This window comes from Pseudomonadota bacterium, from assembly GCA_037200975.1.
Classification (GTDB): domain Bacteria; phylum Pseudomonadota; class Gammaproteobacteria; order Steroidobacterales; family Steroidobacteraceae; genus CADEED01.
Genome location: JBBCGI010000001.1, coordinates 1,383,426 through 1,403,504 on the forward strand (window position 1 = coordinate 1,383,426; position 20,079 = coordinate 1,403,504).

Here is a 20,079-nt window from a genome sequence, read left to right on the forward strand (position 1 = left end):
CGCGCCTCAGTGCGGGAACAGGAGTGCGATCGTCAAGACCAGCGTGACGACGCTGAACACGGTGCTCGCGAGTACCATCGATCCCGGTGTCGCGGAGTCGAGCTGGTAGTTCACCGCGAACAGGATGCCGAAGAATCCCGACGGCAGCGCACCCAACAGGATGGCGGTCTTCGCCATTTCCGGCGGCACGGGCAGCGCGAATACGATCGCCGCCGTCAGCAGCGGACGAACGACATCCGCCATGGCGGTGGCGAGCACCACTTTTCCATCGAGGCGGAACGCCTGCGCGGAGAGAATGAGACCGGTCAGGAACAGCGCGACACCGGCGGCGGCATGTCCGATCAATGTGAGGCACGCTGCGGGGACGGCGCCTAACTTCCAGTCCAGCAGCGAGAGCAGGATACCCAGCGCGGGCGCGAGCACGACCGGCTTGGTCAACGCACGCCGGAACGCCTTGAGTATGCGCGATACCGGCGTGGCGGCCGGCGCGGTGTTCGCGCCGCTCATTTCGACCACGATCAGGCTCAGCGGTGTAATGAGGATCGAGCCGGCCGCGAGCGCCATGGCGATCGGCACGGCGCCGCCCGGGCCGAGTACCGCCGCGACGATCGGCAATCCGACGCCCGCGAGATTCGGAAAGGAGATCGTGAGCGCCTGCAGCGACGCATCCGCCGGGGACGCTTTCGCGACGCGGGTCCGGAAACTGTACGAGGTCAGCCAGATCAACAACATCACGCCGCCATAGAGGGCGAACAGCGGTGCCTGCGCCAGCATCTGCGCGCGCGAGGCCGACGCGGTGGCGACGAACAGCGAGGCCGGCAGTGCGAAATCCATGACCAGCGCGTTGAGACTATCTATCTGCCGGTTGTTCACGACGCGCAACTTTCCGGCCGCGAATCCGAGCGCCAGCACGAAGAACACCGGCGCGAGGGCCAGCAGGATGGCCTGGGTCATCGGTGCGGCCCTTCGTGCGCGTCCACGAACAACGTGCAGGTGAGCAGATCGGCGGCGCCGCCCGGACTCAAGCCGCGCGCAACGAAACTTTCGTGCACTGCGCGTGCGTTGTCGCGCCAGTCGGGTGTGGCAACACCGCCGGCATCGAGGAAAGTGCGCGCCGCGCGGCGCGCAAACCTGAGGCCCGGCAGCCCGGCGCGATACAGCAGGTTGGTATCTTCGAGCGCCGCGATCAGCGCAAAACACGTGGCCACACGTGCTGCCTCGGCATCATCGGGCTGGGCGCGCGCGCTCTCGCGCAGCGCCGGCAAGCCAATACCGAAGACGCTGGGAAATCCGCTCGCTGCCTCCCTGCGGGCGCCGCCGGCGCCAAACCGCCGCCGCGCCTTGCTGCCATGACTATGCAGCAGCACCGGGCCATCGAGAATCGCGCCACCCCACAGTGTTGCGACCACCGCCCCCAGCGACAATCCGGGATCGACATGTCCCGCAGTGCGCGCGCCGGCCGCCGCGCACAGCAGCCCCAGTCCGAAGATGGCGCCGCGATGCGTGTTGACACCCGCGGTCGCCGCGAACATGGCCGCTTCCGCATCGATGCCGATCATGCGCAGACGCGTCATGCCGCTGCCGCACGCGCCGGCATCCACCAGCTCGCGCAGGTACGGCGCGATGGCCGCGGCGCTGCGGCGAAACGTTCCGGCATCCATGTCGTCGTGGCTGCCGGAATCGACGTGGCTCACGAGACCCGGCTTCGGCCAGGTTTCCAGCTCGAGCAGCAGGCAATACACGGCGCTCCTGGCGATCGCCTCGAGCGGAGACGTGCACGCTGCGCGTTTCCCGGTGCGCGCGGGCTGCGGGATGGCGACGAGAGCAGTGGTCATGGCGGCGGACTCCCGGGCAAAAACAGACGTGGCGCAAGCAAGGCGACACCGCGGACGGTCTTCACGAGGACTTCGTGCGCGCCCTCGTGCAACTCCCGCCAGTTCACCGCGGCGCCGTCGTCGCGGATCAATTCGCCATCGAGACGCATGGGTGCGGCCGTCTCGATGCTCGCGAGGTCGGCGGTGAGGCGGTACACATCCGTATCGCGGCGCACGTGCAGCAGCAGGTCGATGTCGGAGCGTTCGGTCACGTAGTCCATTCCGGTGAGCGCCTGCCAGGCGAGGCTGCCGCACACGCGGACCTCCACGGCATGCCGCGCGGCCAGCGCCTCGAGGCGGTTCAATGTCGCCCACCACAGCGGTGGCGCCGCGCGGCTCACTACCCGCAGCGCCGGCGGCATCGCCGTCGAGACCACATCTTCCGGCTGCACGACGAATGCGAGGCGGCGTTTGCCGGCCGACGGCGGCAGCGGCAAACCGAGCGGCACTCCGTGCAGGTCGCCGGGCACGCCGCGCCTGCCGATCAGCGGCCATCCCCTATCTACCCAGAGCGCCACCAGGGAATCCAGCGAAAGGTCGCTGCGCGCGGCGAGCGCCGCGTGCCAGCCGGCGCGGCTGACGAACACCAGGTCGTGGCGCCGCGGGCGTTTAAGAGATGGCGAGCTCACGCACACGCTCCGCGATGACCGCCGCTTTCGCGCGGCCGCCGCGCTCCTGGCCGAGCGCATCGCGCCGGTCGCTCTCGTCGGGAATATTTCCGAGCAGCGCGTCCAGCTGATCCACCAGCGGCACCGTTTCATCCCACGTGAAGTGCACCGCACCGGTGGCCGCCAGGTTTTGCAGGCCGGGGGCGAACACCGAGGTCGACCTGGCTTTCTCCTGCAGGACGGCCAACGGTAGTTTGGTCACGCGCGCCATGGACGGCAGATCCATCACCACCGGGTCCGCACCCGGCAATCCCACCAGCACGCGGGTGGCGAGCGCGGTGGCGAGAAAAGCGCCGGCCGCCGTGTGGCCGTAAAGGATGCCGATGGTGGGGCGGCCGTGCAGGTCGGCGTAGATCAGCGATTTCGCCAGATGCGCGAGGAATTCGTTCAACCCGAGGAGTTCGTCGCGCTTGCTCATGCGCTGGCTGTCGCTGTCGACGATCACGAGGATCGGGCCGCGCTCGCGGTCGCCGGCAAGAGCGGCGAGCAAAAACCGTGACAGCCGGATGGCGTCGTCGACGCCGACCGCCGTGCGATCCGCGACACCGATGACGAGCGCGCGGCCGCCGGATCGCAGCGCACCCGATCCCGACAACATGCCGCGATCGTTCTGCACGTCGTGCCCGCCGGGAAACAGCGAGGCGAGAATGTGGTCGAGTTTCACGATGAGATCTCCGCGCGCGACTCAGCGCGCATCGGGCAGCGCCGGCCGCACGGTGTCGGCGAGCGCGATGAACTGTTCGGGTGGCAGGGAGGGAACCAGGTGGGCCTGCGGAATGCCTTCCGCGGCCCAGATGTCCACGGCGTCGCCGCAGGCGCCGAATCGTTGCAGCCGGTCTTCGAGCCGCGCCTGCTCGGCGTGCAGCGCATCGATGCCGAACACGGCTGCCGAATGCAGCAGCTTGCGTGCGGCGTCGCGAAAACCTTCGACGGTGTCGTCGGTGAACCGCTCGGCGCTGCCGAGCAGACGGCGGTGTTTGCCGCCCATCGTGCGCCACACCAGCGCGCGATCGTGCGAGTCGAACTCCTCGACGCCGCGATTGGTTTCGATGACCTCGGGTCCCGACACCGCGATGCGCCCCTGCTCCGAGACGGCGAGCGCCGAACAACAGGCAGAGATGAGCCCGCCGCCGCCGTAACAGCCCGCGCGGCCGCCGATGAGCCCGAGGACCTTCACGCCCGCGGTGCGCGCTTCGACGATCGCCCGCATGATTTCGGCGATGGCGAGCTCACCCGCGTTGGCCTCCTGCAGGCGCACGCCGCCGGTATCGAACAGGATGAACACCGGGATCGATTTCAAATCGCGCGCCGCGCGCAGCAGGCCCGTGAGCTTGGCGCCGTGAACCTCGCCGAACGCGCCACCCATGAAGCGGCCTTCCTGCGCCGCGATGAGCACCGGTGCGCCATCGAAGCTGCCGCGACCGACGACGATGCCGTCGTCGAACTGCTCGGGAAGATCGAACAGCCGCAGATGCGGGCTGACCTCGCGCAGCGCCGGTCCGATGAACTCGGTGAAACTGCCGGCATCGAGCAGCAGCCGGATCCGGTTGCGCGCGCTCGCCTCATACCAGCTCACGTTCGTGTCGGGCGTGCGTACGGCATTCATGGAGCCTCCTGCAGCGTGCGCAGCGCCTGCGCGAGACGCAGCCACACGGCATCCGGGCGTGCGCCGCCGTCGTTGATCGAGAACTTGAGTCCGCCGGGCGAATGACGTTCGGCGAAATCGGCGGTCACCGCTTTCCAGACCTCGCCAAAACCCTCCGCCGCGGTCTTGATCTCCAGCTGGCACTCGGTATCGCCGAGTACGCGTTCCGCGAGTACTTCGAGATTGCCGGACGCGACGACGCCGACGATGGCCAGCTGCGTGGCGCCGGGCGCGCGCTGCAACGTGGTGTAGCGAAAGTTCAGGACTTCCATGGCGCGCTTCTCCTACCAGTTGCGGAATTTCGAAGGCGGCGCGTACAAACCACCGGACCAGCGCACCAGGTCCTTGATGGAACGCGCGGCGAGCAGGCTGCGGTCGGCATCGAGCGGATTGATCCCGAGGTCCTCGGGCCGGCGGATCACTCCGCGTTCGCGCAGCTCCCGGACCAGCCGCGCATCGCGCGCGCGACCGACATCGGTGTAACCCGCCACGCCGCGGATCGCGTGTTCGCGTTCGCTGGCGCTGCGGCACAGCAGTAGATTGGCGATGCCCTCTTCCGTGACGATGTGCGTGACGTCATCGCCGTAAATCATCACCGGCGCGAGATCGAGCTTCAGCTTGTCGGCCAGCGCCAGCGCGTCGAGCTTCTCGACGAACTGCGGCACGTTGTTTTCACCGAAGGTCTCGCCGATCTGCACCACGAGTTTCCGGCCGCGGCGCAACGGCGCCGGGCTGTCGGGGTCGGCTTCGCGGCCGGCCATGAGCCACGGCGCGCTCGGATGGCGGCGCCCGCGCGCGTCGGCGCCCATGTTGGGAGCACCGCCGAAACCGGACACGCGCGACGTGGTGACGGTGGAAGAATTTCCCGCCAGATCGATCTGCAGCGTCGAACCGATGAACATGTCGCAGGCGTAGAGACCGGCTGTCTGGCACAAGGCGCGGTTGGAACGCAGCGAACCATCGGCGCCCGTGAAATACACATCGGGCCGCGCGCGGATGTAATCCTCCATCCCCACTTCGGAACCGAACGAATGGATCTGTTCCACCCAGCCGGATTCGATCGCGGGGATCAGCGCCGGATGCGGATTCAACGCGAAATGGCTGGCTACCTTGCCTTTCAACCCGAGCTTCTCGCCGAACGTCGGCAACAGCAGCTCGATCGCGGCGGTGCTGAAGCCGATGCCGTGATTCAGCCGGCGCACACCATAGGGCGCGTAGATGCCCTTGATCGCCAGCATCGCGGTCAGGATCTGCGTCTCGGTGATGGCGGCGGGGTCGCGCGTGAATAGCGGCTCGACGAAGAAGGGCTTCTGCGCCTTGACCACGAAGTGCACGCGGTCGCCGGGAATGTCGACGCGCGGCACCTTGTCCACGATCTCGTTCACCTGCGCGATCACGACACCGTCCTTGAAGGCGGTGGCCTCGACCACCGTGGGCGTGTCCTCGGTGTTCGGGCCGGTGTAGAGATTGCCGTCGCGGTCCGCGCTGACCGCCGCGATCAGCGCGACGTCGGGCGTGAGGTCGATGAAGTAACGGGCAAACAACTCGAGATAGGTATGCACCGCGCCGAGCTCTATCTTCCCGCCAAACAACATCGTCGCGATGCGCGCCGACTGCGGGCCGGAATACGCGAAGTCGAGCTTCTTCGCGATGTCGCGCTCGAACAGATCGAGGTGCGCGGGCAACACGACTCCGGACTGCACCATGTGCAGGTCATTCACCCGGGTGCGATCGACGGCCAGCAAAGCGGCGGCGAGCCAATCCGCCTGCTTCTGGTTGTCGCCCTCGATGCACACCCGGTCGCCCGACCGTAGCACCGCTTCGAGCAGACGGGTGGCGTCACGCGCCTCGACGATCTTGCCTCGGGCGAACCTCGCTCCGGCCGCGACGCGGGCATTGCGCGCGTCGCGGCCGCATTGCCAGCCCGTCGCCGTCACCTCTGCAACTGCCGCGCAGCCTGCGTGATGACGGCCGCCACTTCCTTCGGGTGCGATTCGAACACCGCGTGGCTCGCGCCCTTGATCTCGGTGACATGACTCTTGGCGCGCTGGTAGTACCAGCGCTCGAGGTCCGGATTGATGATCTGATCGCTCTCGGCGACGATTCCCCAGCTCGGCTTGGCCTTCCAGGCAGCCGCGGTCAACGGCGTGCTGAACACCGAGGCCTGGGCCAGCACCTGCGAGCGCGCGGCAAATTCCGCGCGTTCACGCGGCAGATCGGGCGCGAACAATTTCGGGAACTCGGTGTAATCCAGATAGGTATAACCATCGGGGGTTTTCTTGATGGCGCCCGCGGTCTTGCCGAGGACACTCGGCGTTTTCTTGCCGAGCTCCGATTCGTTCTCACCGACATCCGGCGCGTGTGCGGCGACGTACACCAGTCCAACTACATTCGGGTGCACGCCGGCTTCGCTGATGATCGAGCCGCCGTAGCTGTGCCCCACCAGCAGTGTCGGTCCGTCCTGCAGATCGAGCACCCGTTTCGCCGCGGTCACGTCGTCGGCGAACGAAGTCTCCGGTTCCTGAACCATCGTGACGTGAAAGCCCTCGCGCACGAGGATGTCGTACACCGGCTGCCAGCCGGAGGCGTCGACCCACGCGCCGTGCACCAGCACGATGTTCTTGAGCGGCGCCGCAGTCGCCGTTGCCGCTGCCGCGCCCAGGCCGAGCGCGATGATCGCGGCGCAAAACTTCTCGAGCATCTTCATGTCCGTCACTCCTTTCTGGATGGGCGGCAAAGATTGCAATCGGAGTTTGCTGTGATTGTTTCGCACTACAATTCGTGCGTATCGGGCGACATCGGCGGCGTGACCGCTGTAACCAGGGCGACGCGGCGCGCGGCCGTTTCAACTGAAACGGCCGGCCGCGGATTCGACATCGTGTTTCTACCGGTACCGCGGAAGCTAGGGCTTCACTTGATTGCGCTGACAGATCCCGAAAACCCCTGAATCGGCCCCTCCTCCACCAAACTGCACTCGCCCCTCCCCCTCCCTGAATCGAGTGCAATGAGGAGGGGCCGTTTTTTCGGACGGCTCCCTAACGAACGCTGTAGCCGCGGCCGTCGAGGCAGGCGGCTTGTGCGCGCAGATAGTCAGCCTTCCTGGTGGCGAGCTCGCTGGCCGGCACGCCACCGCCCGACGCGGTCGGGTCGAAGCCCGTCTGCTGGAGCGCGAACTGGTGGCAATCGAAACGGTCACGCGCGAGTTCCTCGGGCGTCTGGCCGTTTTTCGGGTACACGAACACGGAGTCCGTCGAAGCGGCCGCGGTGCTGCCGCCCTGGTCGATGCCCGCGGGCGCCTGCACGACCTCGTACTTGTTCACGTCCCCATCCCACGTGTAGTAAGTGTCGTCGGCGTAGTAGTAAGGCCGTCCACTCCACCAGACGGTCGAATAGAGCGGTGGCAGCACCGGCACAAACGCGCCGATCGGCGCGCCGATCACGATCGACAGGCCGCCGCGCGAGCGATACCACTGCCCGCCGCCGAACCAGTAGTGCTGGCCGCCGTGATTGATCTCATACGCTCCACGAGGAATCCCACGCACCGAATAGCCGCGGTCGTGGTAGTACTGATTGTGCGAGTAGCGGTTGTCGAAGCGCATGCCGCTGCGCTTCGACTCCCGGGCATGTTCCTCTGCATGCGACACCGACACCGCCGCCAGGGCTGCAGCGACCAGTAGTGCCAGCACGCGCAGTGATACGGGCGGCGCGCAGAGGTTGCGGGCCGTGATGGAGTTCGACTTCATTTGTATTACCTCGACTGACGGAGATTCCCGCAGACTGCGCGCGTCGAACTTCCCGCCGATTGCACTCCGCCGCGCGCCGGTTACCGCTGAAACTCAGCCAGGCGGGCGGAGCGCGCTGAAAACGACGTCGCTGAAATCGATCGACACCATGAGCAGGTCGTGGATCGGCTTGCGGTCCGGACCGCGCACATAGGCGCGGCGCCGGGTCGGCAGCGCGAAGCCGCCGACGCGCAGATAGTCCGAGGTCAACTGCGCGGCGGCGAAACCACCCGCGATGTTCACGGCGTAATCGTGCCGCCGCAGCTGCAGGTCCTCGCCGAAGAAGAAATCCTGCACACCACTGTGCGTCTGTATCGATCCTGGAAAATACGCGCGCAGCACGCGCCAGATTTCCGCTCCTTCGCGCCACGGTGCGATTTCCTCGAGGCCTACACCCGGCATGCCGAGCAGGAATGGCGTGGTCAGGTAGGTCCACAAGGCCTCGCCATTGAAATACGCGCGCTGCAGCGGGTCCCACGCGGTGTTCATCTGATGCCCGGCGAACGAATCTGTCGGCGCATGACGCTCGGCGACCACGCTGCCATCCAGCTTTTCGATCGCGACCCGCCCGGGCGTGAACATGGAGCGCTGATCGGCGGCGCCGAAAGGCGCTACCGACGAACGTTGCTCGTGCAGCCACACCGCCATGCGCCGCGGCACCGGGTCCTGTGGGATGCCCTTGAGGGCAAACAGTCCGCCGCCCGTCACGATGGTCGCCTCGACCTTGTCGTGCGAATTCCAGCGTTCCATGCCGCCGTGTGCTTCGATGATCCGTGTGAGTAGTTCGTTCATGGCCAATTCTCCTTCTACGCTCGAACTTAGCGTCACGCTCGTGCCGTGACCATAACGAGTTCCGGCTATCGCGCGATCGGCCGTCCTAACAGAAATATGTAGTTGGCACGCGCGCGGCCGCATTGTCTGATGAACGGGCAATCCTCCACGCGAGAACCAATCATGGGCCTGAACGCCGACATTGTGACGCTCGTCATGCGCGACGATGCAGTACGTCCCACCCCGCCCGAGCCGATCGACGACACGCGGCGCGCGTTGTTGATCGGCGCCGCAACGGCGGCGGCACTCGTTGCACTGACGCGAGCGCATGCCGCGACCGGTGGCGCGGCCGAGGCCACCTCCAAACATTTCGAAGGAGCAATGAAGATGAGCACCCTCAAGGTCAAAGACGGCACCGAGATCTACTACCGCGACTGGGGCAAGGGACAGCCGGTCGTGTTCAGCCACGGCTGGCCGCTGACTGGCGATGCATTCGAGGACCAGATGTTCTTCCTCGCATCGAATGGATTCCGCTGCATCGCGCACGATCGGCGCGGCCATGGCCGCTCCAGCCAGCCCTGGCATGGCAACGACCTCGATACGTACGCCGACGATCTCGCGGAGTTGTTCGTGCACCTCGATCTCAAGAATGCCGTGATGGTCGGACATTCCACCGGCGGCGGCGAGGTCGCGCGTTACATCGGACGCCATGGAAACTCGCGCGTCGCCAAGGCAGTGCTCATCGGCGCGATTCCTCCCGTCATGGTGAAGTCGGCGAAAAATCCCGGTGGCCTGCCGATCGAAACCTTCGACGCGTTGCGCGCCAACGTGCTCGCCGATCGCTCGCAGTTCTGGTACGACCTGAGCATGCCGTTCTACGGCTACAACCGGCCCGGAGCGAAAATATCCCAGGGCGTGCGCGATTCGTTCTGGCGGCAGGGGCAGCAGGCGGGATTCCCGGCGGCCTATTTCTGCATCAAGGCGTTCTCGGAGACGGACTGCACCGAGGACCTCAAGAAGTTCGAAGTGCCGACGCTGATCCTGCACGGCGACGACGACCAGATCGTCCCGATCGCCGACTCGGCGCTGCTGTCGGCGAAGATCATCAAGAACGCCACGCTCAAGGTGATCACGGGCGCGCCCCACGGCATGTGCACGACGCTCAAGGACACGGTCAACAAGGAGTTGCTCGGCTTCATTCGCGGCGCGTGAAAACGCCGCCGGCTCAAGCCGGCAGTAGTCGGAAGGGCGGTTGCGCGTACACGGCAACCGCCCTTTTTTCATCTCTGCCGCGCCGCCAGGTGTTGCGCCACGAACCAGCTTTGCAGCTCGTTGACGCGCACCACCTGGCTCACCAGCAGGTCGTTGGTGCCATCGTCGCCGCGGTCGGCGGCTTCGTGCGCCAACGGACGCGCATCCTCGAGCACGATTTCATGGGCATCGAGCAGACGCTGCAATTGATGGAGCGGCCGTTCCCGGCCGCGCGGCGCGCGGGCGATGCGCGTGGTTTCGACCACGTCGTGCGCCAGCGCCAGCGTCACGCCCCCGAGCGTCTGCACTCGCTCAGCGAGCGCATCCATGATGTCCACCTGCTCGCCGTGGTGCTTGTCGAACAGCAGGTGCAGTTCGTAGAAAGAAGGGCCGCTCGTCTGCCAGTGCGCCTTCTTGTACAGGTCGCGCAGCGCCATGGTGTGCGCGAGCAGGCGGTTGAGCGCGGCCACGGATTTCAGGCGCACCGGCACGGACAGCCCGATGCGGGACGCCGTCAGCGCCCCGAACGCCTGGATGATGGGCCCCTTTTCGGGGGCACCCGTCGAGATCTTGTTAGCCATGAAGACACCGGGGTGGGTAGTTGGACCGCATAAAATAGTTTTTGGCGCGTGGCCGGCCCATTACATGTTTCCGTTATGCGTGCCGCCACGCCGGCGTGTTATGGGAACGTGTGATGGCGCGTTCCTCGCGGCCGCGACTACGTTCGCGTCCAGCATGGTCTTCAAGCCCGGCGAGGAACCCACATGTTGAACATCGGACTCATCATCGGCAGCACGCGCCCGAACCGCTGAGCCGTGCGCGTGCGGAGCGGGCAGCCGCGTGAAGGAAACGCGCGGTCCCCGCGATGCATACAAACCGGTGATATCGGCGCGCCGCGCTCGCTGAATATGCTTCGCCGCATCTTCACGCGACGCCCGCCGCAGCCATCCACCCACAAACTACTCGAGGAGAATGAAATGAAATCGTCCGTGTTACCTCTTGGTTCCCCACGCCCGCCGTCGACCGTTGCAGGCGCGCTCAGGTTCGTCTGTGCCGCCCTCGCCCTGATGGTCGCGGCACCGCTGCTGCAGGCAAAAGAGGCGGCCGACAGCAAGCCGACCGTCGTGCTGGTGCACGGTGCGTTCGCCGACTCGACCAGCTGGAACCATGCGGTCACGCACCTGCTCGCGAAGGGATACCCGGTGCTCGCATTCGCCAATCCGCTGCGCGGCGTCAAGAGCGACGCCAGCGATCTGGCGAGCGTGCTCGACTCGGTGAAACGCCCGGTCATCCTCGTGGGCCATTCATATGGCGGCAACGTCATCACGGAAGCGGCGGCCGGCAAGCAGAATGTCAAAGCGCTGATTTATGTAGCCGCGATTGCACCGGAGACCGGCGAGACTGCCGGCTCGTTATCCGGAAAATTTCCGGGCGGCACCCTGGGTTCGGCGCTCGCACCGGCGGTGATCCTGCCGGATGGCAGCAAGGACCTGTACATCCTGCAGAACAAGTTCCACGCGCAGTTCGCCGCCGACGTTCCGGAAGCCGAAGCAAAACTGATGGCCGTGGCGCAACGCCCCATCATCGAAGCCGCGCTCAATGAGCCCGCCGTCGCCGTGGCGTGGAAGACGATTCCGTCCTGGTTCCTGTACGGAAGCCTGGACAAGAATATTCCGCCGGCCGCGCACGCGTTCATGGCGAAGCGAGCGGGTGCGCGGGAGACCGTCGAGATCAAGGGCGCGTCGCACGTCGTCATGATCATGCACGCCGAAGCACTGGTGAAGCTGATCGAGAATGCCACCGCCGCGACGCGCTGAACGGCGCGGCTGCCACCCGAGGTCGCGCACGACAATACGTTGAGGTCACGATGTTCGAGGTCGACCTCCGGCGGCATGCCGGAAGTCGACCTCGAGACTGCATCGCGCGGGTTGGTGTCAGACTCCGACGCCCGCGCGTGCCCCGAGCAGCTGGACTTCCCAGGCAAAGGCCACACCGCTGCCACCACCGTGCTCCGCGAGCACCCCGGCGAGTTCGATCGCGGTTTTTTCGCGAGCCCAGTCGCGCTGCCACTCGCCCACTGCCGCCATCCAGGTGACCGGCACTGCGCCGGCGGCAACCATGCGGCGGACCGCCATATCGTGGGCTTCGGCGGAAACGCCGCCGGACGCGTCGGTGACGATGAACACGTCAAAACCTTCGCCGAGCGCGTGGATCGCCGGCATGGCGAGGCAGATCTCCGTCCAGAGCGCGGCCAGCACCAGTTGCTTGCGGCCCGTCTTCTTCACCGCGTCGACCACGCGCCTGTCTTCCCACGTATTGATGAAGGTGCGATTGATGGGTTTCTGCTCCGGATACACGTCCTGCAGACCCTTGATCAGATAGCCCCCGCGCTCCTCGACGACCGTGGTGAGGATGGTAGGGATGTCGAACACCTTCGCTGCCTTGGCGAGGCCGATGACATTGTTGACGATCATCGTCGGCTCGTGGCTGTGCAGGTTGGCGAACTGGTAGGGTTGATGGTCGATCAACACGAGAACGCTGTCTTCCGGGCGCAGCAGCGCTCCGAGGCCTGTCTTGGCGGTCATAAGTAATCCTCCTGTTGGTAGTTAGTTGGCGGCGCGCGCGGAGGCGCGGCCGTCCAGGCTGATGCGGCCCGCCCCGCGAGCGACCAGCAACAACAAGCCGCCGGTGATCGACAGGTTCTTCAAGAACATGATCATCTCGATCTGGTTTGCAAAATTGTTGTGGAACAGGAATCCGCTCAACAGCGTGAAGCCCGCCAGCAGGAACGCGACGGTTCGTGTCTTCCATCCGGCGATGATCGCGGCCCCACCGAGCACTTCGGTCGCGATCACCAGGGGCAGCAAACCGGCCGGCACGCCAACCGCCGCCATGTAGCCTGCGGTAGCGGCGTATCCCGAGATCTTGCCCACGCCGGATATGAGAAAAAGCGAGGCCAGAAGAACCCGGCCACCAAGTTCGGTGAGGTCCTGGAAAGTGTTGGTGGGCATTGCCACGGGTCGAACGTTGGTTGCGGTATTCATCACAAAACTCCTGCGATTGATTGAATGAAAAAAAGGTTCAGATCCGGCCCTGCGCGCGAAGCAGCTGGCCGATGCGCGAGATTTCAGCCTCGCCCCGTATGAGCGCCTGCTCGTTGGTGTGTACCGAGTAGTAACCCAGCACCAGCGGATGGGGATGTTTGATCGCGCTTCCGAGAACGAACGACGTCGGCCCCTGCGCCGTCACTTCGATGAAATCTTCGCCCTGCGCGAACACGGCCAGCTGCCCGGCGCCGACGACTTCGGATGCCAGCAGGCTTCCTCTATCTACCGCCAGCCAGGCGACGTCGTGGCCGCGGGGCGGCTGGTAGCGCCAGCGCTGCCCGTCCTCGAGGCGGACATGCAGGTAGTTGATCCCGTGCGGCGCGCGGATCAAGCTGCGCGCGCTGCCGTATTGCCCGAGCACCACGCGCGCGGGGCCGTCATGTTCGACCGCCTCCGCGGCAACGTACTGGCTCTCGGGCGGCGTGTTCTCCTCCGCGGCGGGCAGCGCAACCCACAACTGGAAGACACGCAACGGCGTGCCTTCGACCGGACCGCCGTCATGCCAGACGCCGTTGCCCGCCTTCATCCATTCGAGGCCGCCTTCGGCCACCTGCCCGCTTTTTCCCGTCGTGTCTTCATAGGCGAGCCCACCCTGGAGAACCACGGTCAAGGTCGCGATTCCCGAATGCGGATGGATGCCAAACAGCAGCCTTCCGGTGTACTTCGCTTCCGCGTGATCCAGGAATACGAACGGCTTGATCAACTCGCCGACGTCGGATGGGCTCACGAGCCGCGTGATCGAGCCGTGTTTCCGGCCGCGGCTCAGCAGCACGATCGGGCGCACGGGTGCGGCGAGCGCCGGCTCGGTGACGAATTCTGTCGCCAGCGTCTGGCGGCGTTCGAGGATTGCTGTCTGGCTCATGGCTATCTCCGGATGCAGTTACGTAACGGGAACATAGAGACTCGCCTGCCATCCCGGAAGCCTATATATTTCGATTAAATCCATCGGCAAAGGCGATACATCATGCTCGACGGCGTCACCCTGGATCAGATGCGGACCTTCGTCGCGGCAGCCGAGGAAGGCAGTTTTTCAGCCGCCGGCCGCAAGCTGCGGCGTGCGCAATCGGTGGTGAGCCAGACACTCGCCAATCTCGAAGCGCAGCTCGGAGTAAAACTGTTCGATCGCTCGGCGCGTTATCCGCGGCTCACCGAGGAAGGGCGCAGCCTGCTGGTCGATGCGCGGTCGATTGCCGACACGATCGATGGATTCAAGGCGAGAGCGCGGGCCATGCGCGAAGGTCTCGAGCCGGAGCTCTCGGTCGCCATCGATGTGATGTATCCCATGGAGGCCGTGACCCGGGCCGCGAGTTTCAGCCGCGAAAAATATCCGCACACATCGCTGCGGCTGTATGTGGAAGCGCTGGGAGGAGTGGTCAAACCGGTACTGGAGCGCAGCTGCAGCATCGGCGTCATCGGCTCGTTGCCCATCGTGCCGGATGAGCTGCATGCCGAGCCGTTGCGCGACATCCCCTTCGCGACAGTGGTTAGTCCATCGCACCCGCTGGCGGCGCGGCGCGGCACCATCGCCAGGTCGGTGATCGAAAGGCACGTGCAGCTGGTCCTGACCGACCGGACGGCGCTGACCGAGGGCCGCGACTACGCCGTGTTGTCGCCGCTCACCTGGCGACTGGCGGATCTCGGGGCCAAACACGCGTTCCTGCGTGCCGGTCTCGGCTGGGGACACATGCCGCTGCACATGGTGAACGCAGACCTCGACGCGGGCTCGTTGGTCAGGATCCGCATCGAAGACGTGCTGCGAAATGCGGTAATGCCGATGAAGGCGGTGTTTCGGAAAGACTCACCGCCTGGCCCGGCGGGGCGGGCGTTCATTGAGCAACTCAGGGCCCAGGGGTAGGCCCATCGCCCGGAAAATCTGGCGCTCCGGCATGGACCGGCTTATGGTTCACGTCGTGACGCGCCGCCTGTTCCGGACACTCATTTATATACTCGTATCGGGGCAGGTATTACTGTCGGCGCCTGTCGTGGCCGCCTTGGCCGGCGGCAGCGGCTCCATCGCGGAAATGCCCTGCGCGGATTCGATGCCGCAGGCCGATGACTCGACGCACTGCCCCTGCTGCCCGGATGGGCAGACGAGCACGGCGGAATGCCTCAGCTCCTGCACCGGCTCCGTTGCGCCGATCTCGATCTTCGTCCCGCTGCAAGTAGCCGCCGCTTCTGTTCCGATGCCGACAATGTTGCTGTTGCCGCGCGCCGTGGCGGCCGACCCGCCGCTCAAACCACCTCCAATCGACTGATCGACTGACGAAGTAACGCGCCCGCGGAGTTTTCTCCGCGCGCTCGAATCAGTGTCGATCTCCTGGAGGGTTCTCATGAACCTCATTCGATATTCAGCGGCAGGCCTGTGCCTCGCCGCGATCGCACCCGTTGCGATTTCAAAGCCCATCGCCTTTGCGCACGGCACCACCATCATGGCGGAGTACGGCGCGGGCACGATGACCGAGGCGCAGATCTTCTACGCGCCGAAATACTTCTGGTCCCTTGGTCTCGGATACACCGAGCTGAACAGCGATCTGACGGACGAGAGGCGCGAGATCACCTACGCGCGGGTCAATTACCTGGTCAAACGATGGAATCTCGAGGCCGCCCAGGCGAATGTGTTCACCTGGGGTGGCGCCGGCAACGCGTATTCAAGCGAATCTGACAACCGGGCATTTACCTGGAACGCCGGCGCGCAGTTCGACTATGAAACGCGCCGCGTCTACAGCTCATTGAAGACGGATCTCTTCCAGTCGTCCGCGTTCTCGCACCGCATCGACACGCTGCAGCTCGGAATTGCTCCCTACAAACACGACGTCGACACGATCGCGACGTGGTTTGTGGTGCAGGGCCGCCACTACACCGGCGAGATACACGACGGCACCGAGTGGGCACTGCTGCTGCGCCTGTTCAAGAAGGGTGCGTGGGTCGAAGCTGGTGCCACCACCGACGGCAAGCTGCAGGCCATGGCGATGATCAACTTCTGACTTTCGGAGATACATCATGAAGAACTCTATCTACCTGGCGGCCGCGTTGTCGCTGCTGAGCTTCGCCGCGAACGCCGGCACCATCGAGATGAAAGTGTATGGGCTGGTGTGCGGGTTCTGCGCCCAGGGCATCGAGAAAACACTTCGCAAGAACCCCGCCACGGCTGACGTCGTCGTGAGCCTCGAGAACAAGCTGGTCGCAATCGGCACGAAGGAAGGCGCCGACATCACCGACGCCGAGCTCATCAAAGCGCTGACCGATGCCGGATACGACGTGAAGGAGATCTCGAGAACGCGGCGATCCATTCCCGAGATACGCGATTCGCTGAAGGCGAAGTGATGGACACGCACAAGACAAATGTCGGCGTTGCATTCGGCACGTTGCTCGCGACGAGCGGGACACTGCTGTGCTGCGTGCTCCCTGCGGTGCTCGTCTCGATCGGAGCGGGCGCCGCGCTCGTCGGGCTCGTCTCCACATTTCCGCAGCTGGTCTGGCTGTCCGAACACAAGGGGCTGGTCTTCGGCGGTGCGGGCGCCCTGCTGGTAGTGAGCGGAATCATGATCTGGCGGGCACGAGCGCTGCCGTGCCCGATCGAGCCCGCCGCGGCGCGTAGTTGCACGCGCCTGCGGCGGCTGAGTGCGGTGATCTACCTGTTTGCGGTGGTGTGTTTCGTCATCGGCGCCGGTTTTGCGTTTGTCTTGCCCGCCCTGCGCGCCTGACTCCGCGCCGCCTCATTACGCTCGCGGGAGCCCAGCAACGCCATCAGCAGGTATACGGCGAATACGATGCACGTGACAGAAAAGAATGGATTGATGTCGCTCATATCTGACTCGCTGTTTGACCGCCTGCCTAACAATGTAGGGCTTGAGCGGTGAGCAGCGCGTGAAGTTATTGTGAGTTTTTACCCGCGGGCGCATCACCTCCGACAGTGGCGGCACGGGAGTAAAGCTAGATTTTCCGGTCGCTGCGCATCGATGGCATGCGCTCTTTGCTTTCCAAACCCTTGCCCGCGCTGGGAAGCCCCAACCGATCGGCCATATTCACGAGCTCCGGCAACGATCGCGCGCCAATCTTCCTCATCATCGCCCCGCGGTGCGCCTTAACCGTGATCTCGCTGATCCCGAGATCGCCGCCCACTTGTTTGTTCAGCAGCCCGCGCACGACAAGCGCCATGACTTGCCGCTCACGCGGCGTGAGTGAGTCGTAGCGATCACGCAGCCCCTGCAAGGCGACGCGTTCGTGCAAGCTGGCGCGACTGCGCTCGACGGCATTCGCGATGGCTCCCAGGATGACCTCGGGCCCGTACGGTTTGGTGAGAAACTCGACCGCGCCGGCTTTCATGGCGCGCACCGTCATCGGGATATCGCCGTGGCCGGTGATGAAGATGATCGGCAACGGGTCCTGTGTTTCTAGACGCTGTTGCAGCTCGAGACCGTTCAGGTGAGGCAGACTCACATCGAGCACCAGGCAACCGGTCCGCCGCTGCCGGGGATGTGCAAGGAAGGCTTCCGCGGAGGCGAACACTTCAGGCCGGTACCCAGCCTCGGCAATCAGCGCCTCGAGCGATTCGCGCACCGAAACATCGTCGTCAACCACGTACACGATGGGCGTGATTTCGGATTGGGCAATCTGCTTCGCAACAGACATCGACGTGATCCTCGGACCTGGGGCAAGGGCGATCATTGGGTTCATGTGTCCTACGCTCTCAGTGAATATTCAGCAAGGGCTTCAACTCGAATCCCGGACTTGCCGCAAAGCGGCATCGATCGCCGTCCTGAGCTCGAGCTCGCTGAACGGCTTGAACAGGCACGCCGAGGCTCCTTGTTGCATGAGCCTCTCGCGGACGGAGACATCAGCCTGGGCGGTGATGAAAATGATCGGCAGCCGAACGCCTCGCGCAGCAAGCTCCAGCTGCAGCTCCGGACCCGACATGCCGGGCATGCAAATGTCCAGCAGCAGGCACTGTGTGCGGGACATTTCGGTGAACGACAGAAACGCATCAGCCGACGCGAACGCCTTTGCAGCAAATCCGAGTCCCCGCAACAGATCGGGAAGCGATTCGCGTACCGACTCGTCGTCATCGACGATCGCCACCAGTGGCGGCGTCGACGCTTCTTGGGGTTTGTCAGGCCAATCTACGTGCGTCGCCATGAGCCCATCATGCGCCGCTCAACTCGTCACCGCCCCGACACCAAAGTACCGGGTGTATCGGTACGAGGCCGACATGGAACAGAGAATAGAAATGTGGCTCCCGGACCCTCGTTCAGAACCGCCTGAAGGTTCCCCTGATGGTTCTCGACAATGGAGCGGCTCACCGAAAGTCCAACTCCCATCCCGTCGTTCTTCGTGCTGTAGAAAGGTTCGAATAGTTTGGCCATGGTTTGAGGATCGAAACCGACTCCAGAATCCTTGACACTCAATTGCACGCAATCGGCTTCCTGCCGCTCGGTTCTGATCAGCAAGTCTCTCGGGCGATCTTCCACGGTGTGCATCGCGTCCAGAGCGTTGCGGAGCAGGTTCAGGACGACCTGCTGTAACTGAACACGATCGGCCCTGACGTCCGGCAGATCGTCTGCGAATTCAGTGCGCACCGTCACGCGGCTATTCTGGATCTCATCGCGTGACAGACCGATCACTTCGCGCGTCGCGTCATTGAGATCTACCCATTCGAGCGCGGGCTCTTGCTTGTTGAAGAGAGCACGGAGCCGCGCGATGACGTCAGCGGTGCGATTGCCGTCCCGCATCGTGCGCCGCACGGCTTCCAGGGCGCCGTCCACATCGGGCGGATCACCCGTCAGCATTCGCAGGCAGGTGCCGCAGTTCGTAATGATGCCGGTCAGCGGCTGGTTGATCTCGTGTGCAATCGACGCGGACAGCTGCCCCAGCGTCGCGGTGCGGAGTGCGTCTGCGAGCTCCAGGCGAATCTCGTGATTTCGCCGCTGCTCGTCCCGCAGGCGCTGCGTCTCTGAAATGTCGCGATAGATGACGTAGCCGGCGTTCCCACTTTCATTGGACGACACCGGCACGCAAGTGAGGAAAACGGGAACACGCGCGCCATTCTTGTGCCTGCGCACCGTCTCCACGGTGAACACTTCTCCCATCTGCGCCATCCGATAGGTAAAGCCTTCAGCCTCTTTCTGAAGTTCCTCCGGCGTGATCAGCGCGGTGATTTTCCTACCGATCGCTTCGTCTGCCGTGTACCCAAAAATCTTGGTGAATTCCGGATTGACGCGCGTGATCCTGGATTCGCGATCGATCATGACGACCGCCTCGGGAACCCGCGCGAACAGCTCGCTGAGCTGTGCCCTTTGGTCCTCGAGCTCGTTGCCCAGGCGCGCCAGGGTCTGCAGGTCCCCTTGCAGCACATCGCGGCAATGCGACAGCAGCTCCTGGTACGGGACGCTGTAGAGATTCGCGCGGTCGTCGAGGACGCAGATCGTTCCGAAAATTCGTCCATCCGGCCAGACAACGGGAAATCCCAGGTAAGAGACCATGCCCACCTGAATCTCTGGAGCCGATTTCCACTGATCGTCTTCCAGAGCGTCGACGACCAGCAACGGTTCGCAGTTTTTTATCACCGTCTCGCAGAAGGTCCCGATATCCATGGAGAAGGACTGATCGATTGGAAAGGGATTCCCTTCCGAGTCGCTGGAGACGATGGTCCTGTAATAGCTGTAGTAAGGCGGTTCTAGTTTGGTCACCACCGCGGAAGGAACGCGCATGATGTTTGCCAGCAGATCGACGATGCGCTGCCAGTTGCGCAGCACGTCGGATGGAATGGCGATTTCTGAAGAGAGTGAATTCACGGCGCGACCTCTTTGGAAGCGACACCGCAGGCTCCGCTGGACAATGCGCCACTTGGTTGGCGGGTTCGGCTACCTTCCCACGTCCAGCCGCCCGACTCCTCTCAGTCCGCGGCAGTATGCGCACCGATCTCACCGAGGTCTATAAATCTTCTCCGGAGCACACGGCGGAATACCGCGCGCTGGCCGCGCG

The 20,079-nt window shown here is 64.5% G+C and carries 24 protein-coding genes; 6 read left to right on the plus strand and 18 right to left on the minus strand.

Annotated elements, in window-relative coordinates; genetic code table 11:
- Positions 1-6: 6 nt before the first annotated feature.
- From WDO72_06190 to WDO72_06235, 10 genes are all read right to left on the minus strand, one after another.
- A complete protein-coding gene (locus tag WDO72_06190) occupies positions 7-954 on the minus strand; it encodes an AEC family transporter (GenBank protein MEJ0085250.1) in 948 nt (315 codons plus the stop codon).
- Entirely contained in the window at positions 951-1,835 is an 885-nt protein-coding gene (gene mdcB, locus WDO72_06195; GenBank protein ID MEJ0085251.1) for a triphosphoribosyl-dephospho-CoA synthase MdcB, read from the minus strand. The genes WDO72_06190 and mdcB overlap by 4 nt, the downstream gene beginning before the upstream one ends.
- Positions 1,832-2,509, minus strand: a complete 678-nt coding sequence (gene mdcG / locus WDO72_06200) for a malonate decarboxylase holo-[acyl-carrier-protein] synthase (protein MEJ0085252.1) — start codon at positions 2,507-2,509, stop codon at positions 1,832-1,834. Before mdcG ends, mdcB begins: the two co-directional genes overlap by 4 nt.
- Positions 2,484-3,206 (minus strand): biotin-independent malonate decarboxylase subunit gamma, encoded by a 723-nt coding sequence (locus WDO72_06205; protein MEJ0085253.1) that lies wholly within the window; start codon positions 3,204-3,206, stop codon positions 2,484-2,486. Before WDO72_06205 ends, mdcG begins: the two co-directional genes overlap by 26 nt.
- A 21-nt stretch (positions 3,207-3,227) precedes the next feature.
- The gene (locus tag WDO72_06210) at positions 3,228-4,148 is read right to left on the minus strand and encodes a biotin-independent malonate decarboxylase subunit beta (GenBank protein MEJ0085254.1); all 921 of its coding nucleotides are present in this window, start codon (positions 4,146-4,148) and stop codon (positions 3,228-3,230) included.
- Positions 4,145-4,459 carry a malonate decarboxylase acyl carrier protein gene (mdcC, locus tag WDO72_06215; GenBank protein MEJ0085255.1) on the minus strand — a complete coding sequence of 105 codons (315 nt, stop codon included), beginning with the start codon at positions 4,457-4,459 and terminating at the stop codon, positions 4,145-4,147. The genes WDO72_06210 and mdcC overlap by 4 nt, the downstream gene beginning before the upstream one ends.
- 12 nt (positions 4,460-4,471) lie before the next feature.
- Positions 4,472-6,124, minus strand: coding sequence for a malonate decarboxylase subunit alpha (gene mdcA, locus WDO72_06220; protein ID MEJ0085256.1), 1,653 nt, complete (start codon positions 6,122-6,124; stop codon positions 4,472-4,474).
- Positions 6,121-6,888, minus strand: coding sequence for an alpha/beta hydrolase (locus tag WDO72_06225; GenBank protein ID MEJ0085257.1), 768 nt, complete (start codon positions 6,886-6,888; stop codon positions 6,121-6,123). The genes mdcA and WDO72_06225 overlap by 4 nt, the downstream gene beginning before the upstream one ends.
- Positions 6,889-7,222: 334 nt before the next feature.
- Positions 7,223-7,930, minus strand: coding sequence for a DUF6515 family protein (locus WDO72_06230; GenBank protein MEJ0085258.1), 708 nt, complete (start codon positions 7,928-7,930; stop codon positions 7,223-7,225).
- A gap of 93 nt (positions 7,931-8,023) precedes the next feature.
- On the minus strand, positions 8,024-8,761 hold the full coding sequence (locus tag WDO72_06235; GenBank protein ID MEJ0085259.1) for a hypothetical protein: 738 nt from the start codon (positions 8,759-8,761) through the stop codon (positions 8,024-8,026).
- Positions 8,762-9,127: 366 nt separating this feature from the next.
- On the opposite strand from WDO72_06235, the gene WDO72_06240 reads away from it, so the two are divergent.
- Positions 9,128-9,952 (plus strand): alpha/beta hydrolase, encoded by an 825-nt coding sequence (locus WDO72_06240; GenBank protein MEJ0085260.1) that lies wholly within the window; start codon positions 9,128-9,130, stop codon positions 9,950-9,952.
- Positions 9,953-10,020: 68 nt separating this feature from the next.
- Here WDO72_06240 and WDO72_06245 read toward each other — a convergent pair whose 3' ends face one another.
- Complete coding sequence (locus WDO72_06245) at positions 10,021-10,572, minus strand: DNA starvation/stationary phase protection protein (GenBank protein ID MEJ0085261.1); 552 nt, start codon at positions 10,570-10,572, stop codon at positions 10,021-10,023.
- A gap of 486 nt (positions 10,573-11,058) precedes the next feature.
- On the opposite strand from WDO72_06245, the gene WDO72_06250 reads away from it, so the two are divergent.
- The gene (locus tag WDO72_06250; protein MEJ0085262.1) at positions 11,059-11,808 is read left to right on the plus strand and encodes an alpha/beta hydrolase; all 750 of its coding nucleotides are present in this window, start codon (positions 11,059-11,061) and stop codon (positions 11,806-11,808) included.
- 117 nt (positions 11,809-11,925) lie between these two features.
- Here WDO72_06250 and WDO72_06255 read toward each other — a convergent pair whose 3' ends face one another.
- The 3 genes from WDO72_06255 to WDO72_06265 all read right to left on the minus strand — a co-directional run bounded on the left by WDO72_06255 (position 11,926) and on the right by WDO72_06265 (position 13,960).
- Positions 11,926-12,576 carry a hydrolase gene (locus WDO72_06255; GenBank protein ID MEJ0085263.1) on the minus strand — a complete coding sequence of 217 codons (651 nt, stop codon included), beginning with the start codon at positions 12,574-12,576 and terminating at the stop codon, positions 11,926-11,928.
- Positions 12,577-12,597: 21 nt separating this feature from the next.
- Positions 12,598-13,002 carry a DoxX family protein gene (locus WDO72_06260; protein MEJ0085264.1) on the minus strand — a complete coding sequence of 135 codons (405 nt, stop codon included), beginning with the start codon at positions 13,000-13,002 and terminating at the stop codon, positions 12,598-12,600.
- A 70-nt stretch (positions 13,003-13,072) separates the two neighbouring features.
- A complete protein-coding gene (locus WDO72_06265) occupies positions 13,073-13,960 on the minus strand; it encodes a pirin family protein (protein ID MEJ0085265.1) in 888 nt (295 codons plus the stop codon).
- 102 nt (positions 13,961-14,062) lie between these two features.
- On the opposite strand from WDO72_06265, the gene WDO72_06270 reads away from it, so the two are divergent.
- A complete protein-coding gene (locus tag WDO72_06270; GenBank protein MEJ0085266.1) occupies positions 14,063-14,953 on the plus strand; it encodes a LysR family transcriptional regulator in 891 nt (296 codons plus the stop codon).
- A gap of 84 nt (positions 14,954-15,037) precedes the next feature.
- Here the strand turns inward: WDO72_06270 and WDO72_06275 are convergent, their stop codons facing one another.
- Positions 15,038-15,430: a hypothetical protein gene (locus WDO72_06275; protein ID MEJ0085267.1), complete on the minus strand. Its 393-nt coding sequence runs from the start codon at positions 15,428-15,430 to the stop codon at positions 15,038-15,040.
- Here WDO72_06275 and WDO72_06280 point away from each other — a divergent pair.
- Genes WDO72_06280 through WDO72_06290 form a run of 3 tightly spaced genes read left to right on the plus strand, consistent with a single transcriptional unit; the run spans position 15,429 to position 16,802 of the window.
- Positions 15,429-16,082: a hypothetical protein gene (locus WDO72_06280; protein MEJ0085268.1), complete on the plus strand. Its 654-nt coding sequence runs from the start codon at positions 15,429-15,431 to the stop codon at positions 16,080-16,082. The two genes, WDO72_06275 and WDO72_06280, sit on opposite strands and share 2 nt — an antisense overlap.
- 16 nt (positions 16,083-16,098) lie before the next feature.
- Positions 16,099-16,422: a heavy-metal-associated domain-containing protein gene (locus WDO72_06285; GenBank protein ID MEJ0085269.1), complete on the plus strand. Its 324-nt coding sequence runs from the start codon at positions 16,099-16,101 to the stop codon at positions 16,420-16,422.
- The gene (locus tag WDO72_06290; protein ID MEJ0085270.1) at positions 16,422-16,802 is read left to right on the plus strand and encodes a hypothetical protein; all 381 of its coding nucleotides are present in this window, start codon (positions 16,422-16,424) and stop codon (positions 16,800-16,802) included. The genes WDO72_06285 and WDO72_06290 overlap by 1 nt, the downstream gene beginning before the upstream one ends.
- Positions 16,803-17,031: 229 nt before the next feature.
- On the opposite strand, the gene WDO72_06295 is transcribed toward WDO72_06290, so the two are convergent.
- The 3 genes from WDO72_06295 to WDO72_06305 form a co-directional block, all read right to left on the minus strand.
- Positions 17,032-17,730: a response regulator gene (locus WDO72_06295; protein ID MEJ0085271.1), complete on the minus strand. Its 699-nt coding sequence runs from the start codon at positions 17,728-17,730 to the stop codon at positions 17,032-17,034.
- 81 nt (positions 17,731-17,811) lie between these two features.
- Positions 17,812-18,234, minus strand: a complete 423-nt coding sequence (locus tag WDO72_06300) for a response regulator (protein ID MEJ0085272.1) — start codon at positions 18,232-18,234, stop codon at positions 17,812-17,814.
- 26 nt (positions 18,235-18,260) lie between these two features.
- Complete coding sequence (locus WDO72_06305; GenBank protein MEJ0085273.1) at positions 18,261-19,889, minus strand: PAS domain S-box protein; 1,629 nt, start codon at positions 19,887-19,889, stop codon at positions 18,261-18,263.
- Between the last annotated feature and the right edge of the window lie 190 nt (positions 19,890-20,079).

What these genes read in the sequence shown, in the direction of transcription:
- WDO72_06190 (MEJ0085250.1), bottom strand. Translation starts at nt 954, where the DNA reads ATGACCCAGGCCATCCTGCTGGCCCTCGCGCCGGTGTTCTTCGTGCTG.
- mdcB (MEJ0085251.1), bottom strand. Translation starts at nt 1,835, where the DNA reads ATGACCACTGCTCTCGTCGCCATCCCGCAGCCCGCGCGCACCGGGAAA.
- WDO72_06210 (MEJ0085254.1), bottom strand. Translation starts at nt 4,148, where the DNA reads ATGAATGCCGTACGCACGCCCGACACGAACGTGAGCTGGTATGAGGCG.
- mdcC (MEJ0085255.1), bottom strand. Translation starts at nt 4,459, where the DNA reads ATGGAAGTCCTGAACTTTCGCTACACCACGTTGCAGCGCGCGCCCGGC.
- WDO72_06225 (MEJ0085257.1), bottom strand. Translation starts at nt 6,888, where the DNA reads ATGCTCGAGAAGTTTTGCGCCGCGATCATCGCGCTCGGCCTGGGCGCG.
- WDO72_06230 (MEJ0085258.1), bottom strand. Translation starts at nt 7,930, where the DNA reads ATGAAGTCGAACTCCATCACGGCCCGCAACCTCTGCGCGCCGCCCGTA.
- WDO72_06235 (MEJ0085259.1), bottom strand. Translation starts at nt 8,761, where the DNA reads ATGAACGAACTACTCACACGGATCATCGAAGCACACGGCGGCATGGAA.
- WDO72_06240 (MEJ0085260.1), top strand. Translation starts at nt 9,128, where the DNA reads ATGAGCACCCTCAAGGTCAAAGACGGCACCGAGATCTACTACCGCGAC.
- WDO72_06245 (MEJ0085261.1), bottom strand. Translation starts at nt 10,572, where the DNA reads ATGGCTAACAAGATCTCGACGGGTGCCCCCGAAAAGGGGCCCATCATC.
- WDO72_06250 (MEJ0085262.1), top strand. Translation starts at nt 11,059, where the DNA reads ATGGTCGCGGCACCGCTGCTGCAGGCAAAAGAGGCGGCCGACAGCAAG.
- WDO72_06255 (MEJ0085263.1), bottom strand. Translation starts at nt 12,576, where the DNA reads ATGACCGCCAAGACAGGCCTCGGAGCGCTGCTGCGCCCGGAAGACAGC.
- WDO72_06260 (MEJ0085264.1), bottom strand. Translation starts at nt 13,002, where the DNA reads ATGCCCACCAACACTTTCCAGGACCTCACCGAACTTGGTGGCCGGGTT.
- WDO72_06265 (MEJ0085265.1), bottom strand. Translation starts at nt 13,960, where the DNA reads ATGAGCCAGACAGCAATCCTCGAACGCCGCCAGACGCTGGCGACAGAA.
- WDO72_06270 (MEJ0085266.1), top strand. Translation starts at nt 14,063, where the DNA reads ATGCTCGACGGCGTCACCCTGGATCAGATGCGGACCTTCGTCGCGGCA.
- WDO72_06280 (MEJ0085268.1), top strand. Translation starts at nt 15,429, where the DNA reads ATGAACCTCATTCGATATTCAGCGGCAGGCCTGTGCCTCGCCGCGATC.
- WDO72_06275 (MEJ0085267.1), bottom strand. Translation starts at nt 15,430, where the DNA reads ATGAGAACCCTCCAGGAGATCGACACTGATTCGAGCGCGCGGAGAAAA.
- WDO72_06285 (MEJ0085269.1), top strand. Translation starts at nt 16,099, where the DNA reads ATGAAGAACTCTATCTACCTGGCGGCCGCGTTGTCGCTGCTGAGCTTC.
- WDO72_06290 (MEJ0085270.1), top strand. Translation starts at nt 16,422, where the DNA reads ATGGACACGCACAAGACAAATGTCGGCGTTGCATTCGGCACGTTGCTC.
- WDO72_06295 (MEJ0085271.1), bottom strand. Translation starts at nt 17,730, where the DNA reads ATGTCTGTTGCGAAGCAGATTGCCCAATCCGAAATCACGCCCATCGTG.
- WDO72_06300 (MEJ0085272.1), bottom strand. Translation starts at nt 18,234, where the DNA reads ATGGCGACGCACGTAGATTGGCCTGACAAACCCCAAGAAGCGTCGACG.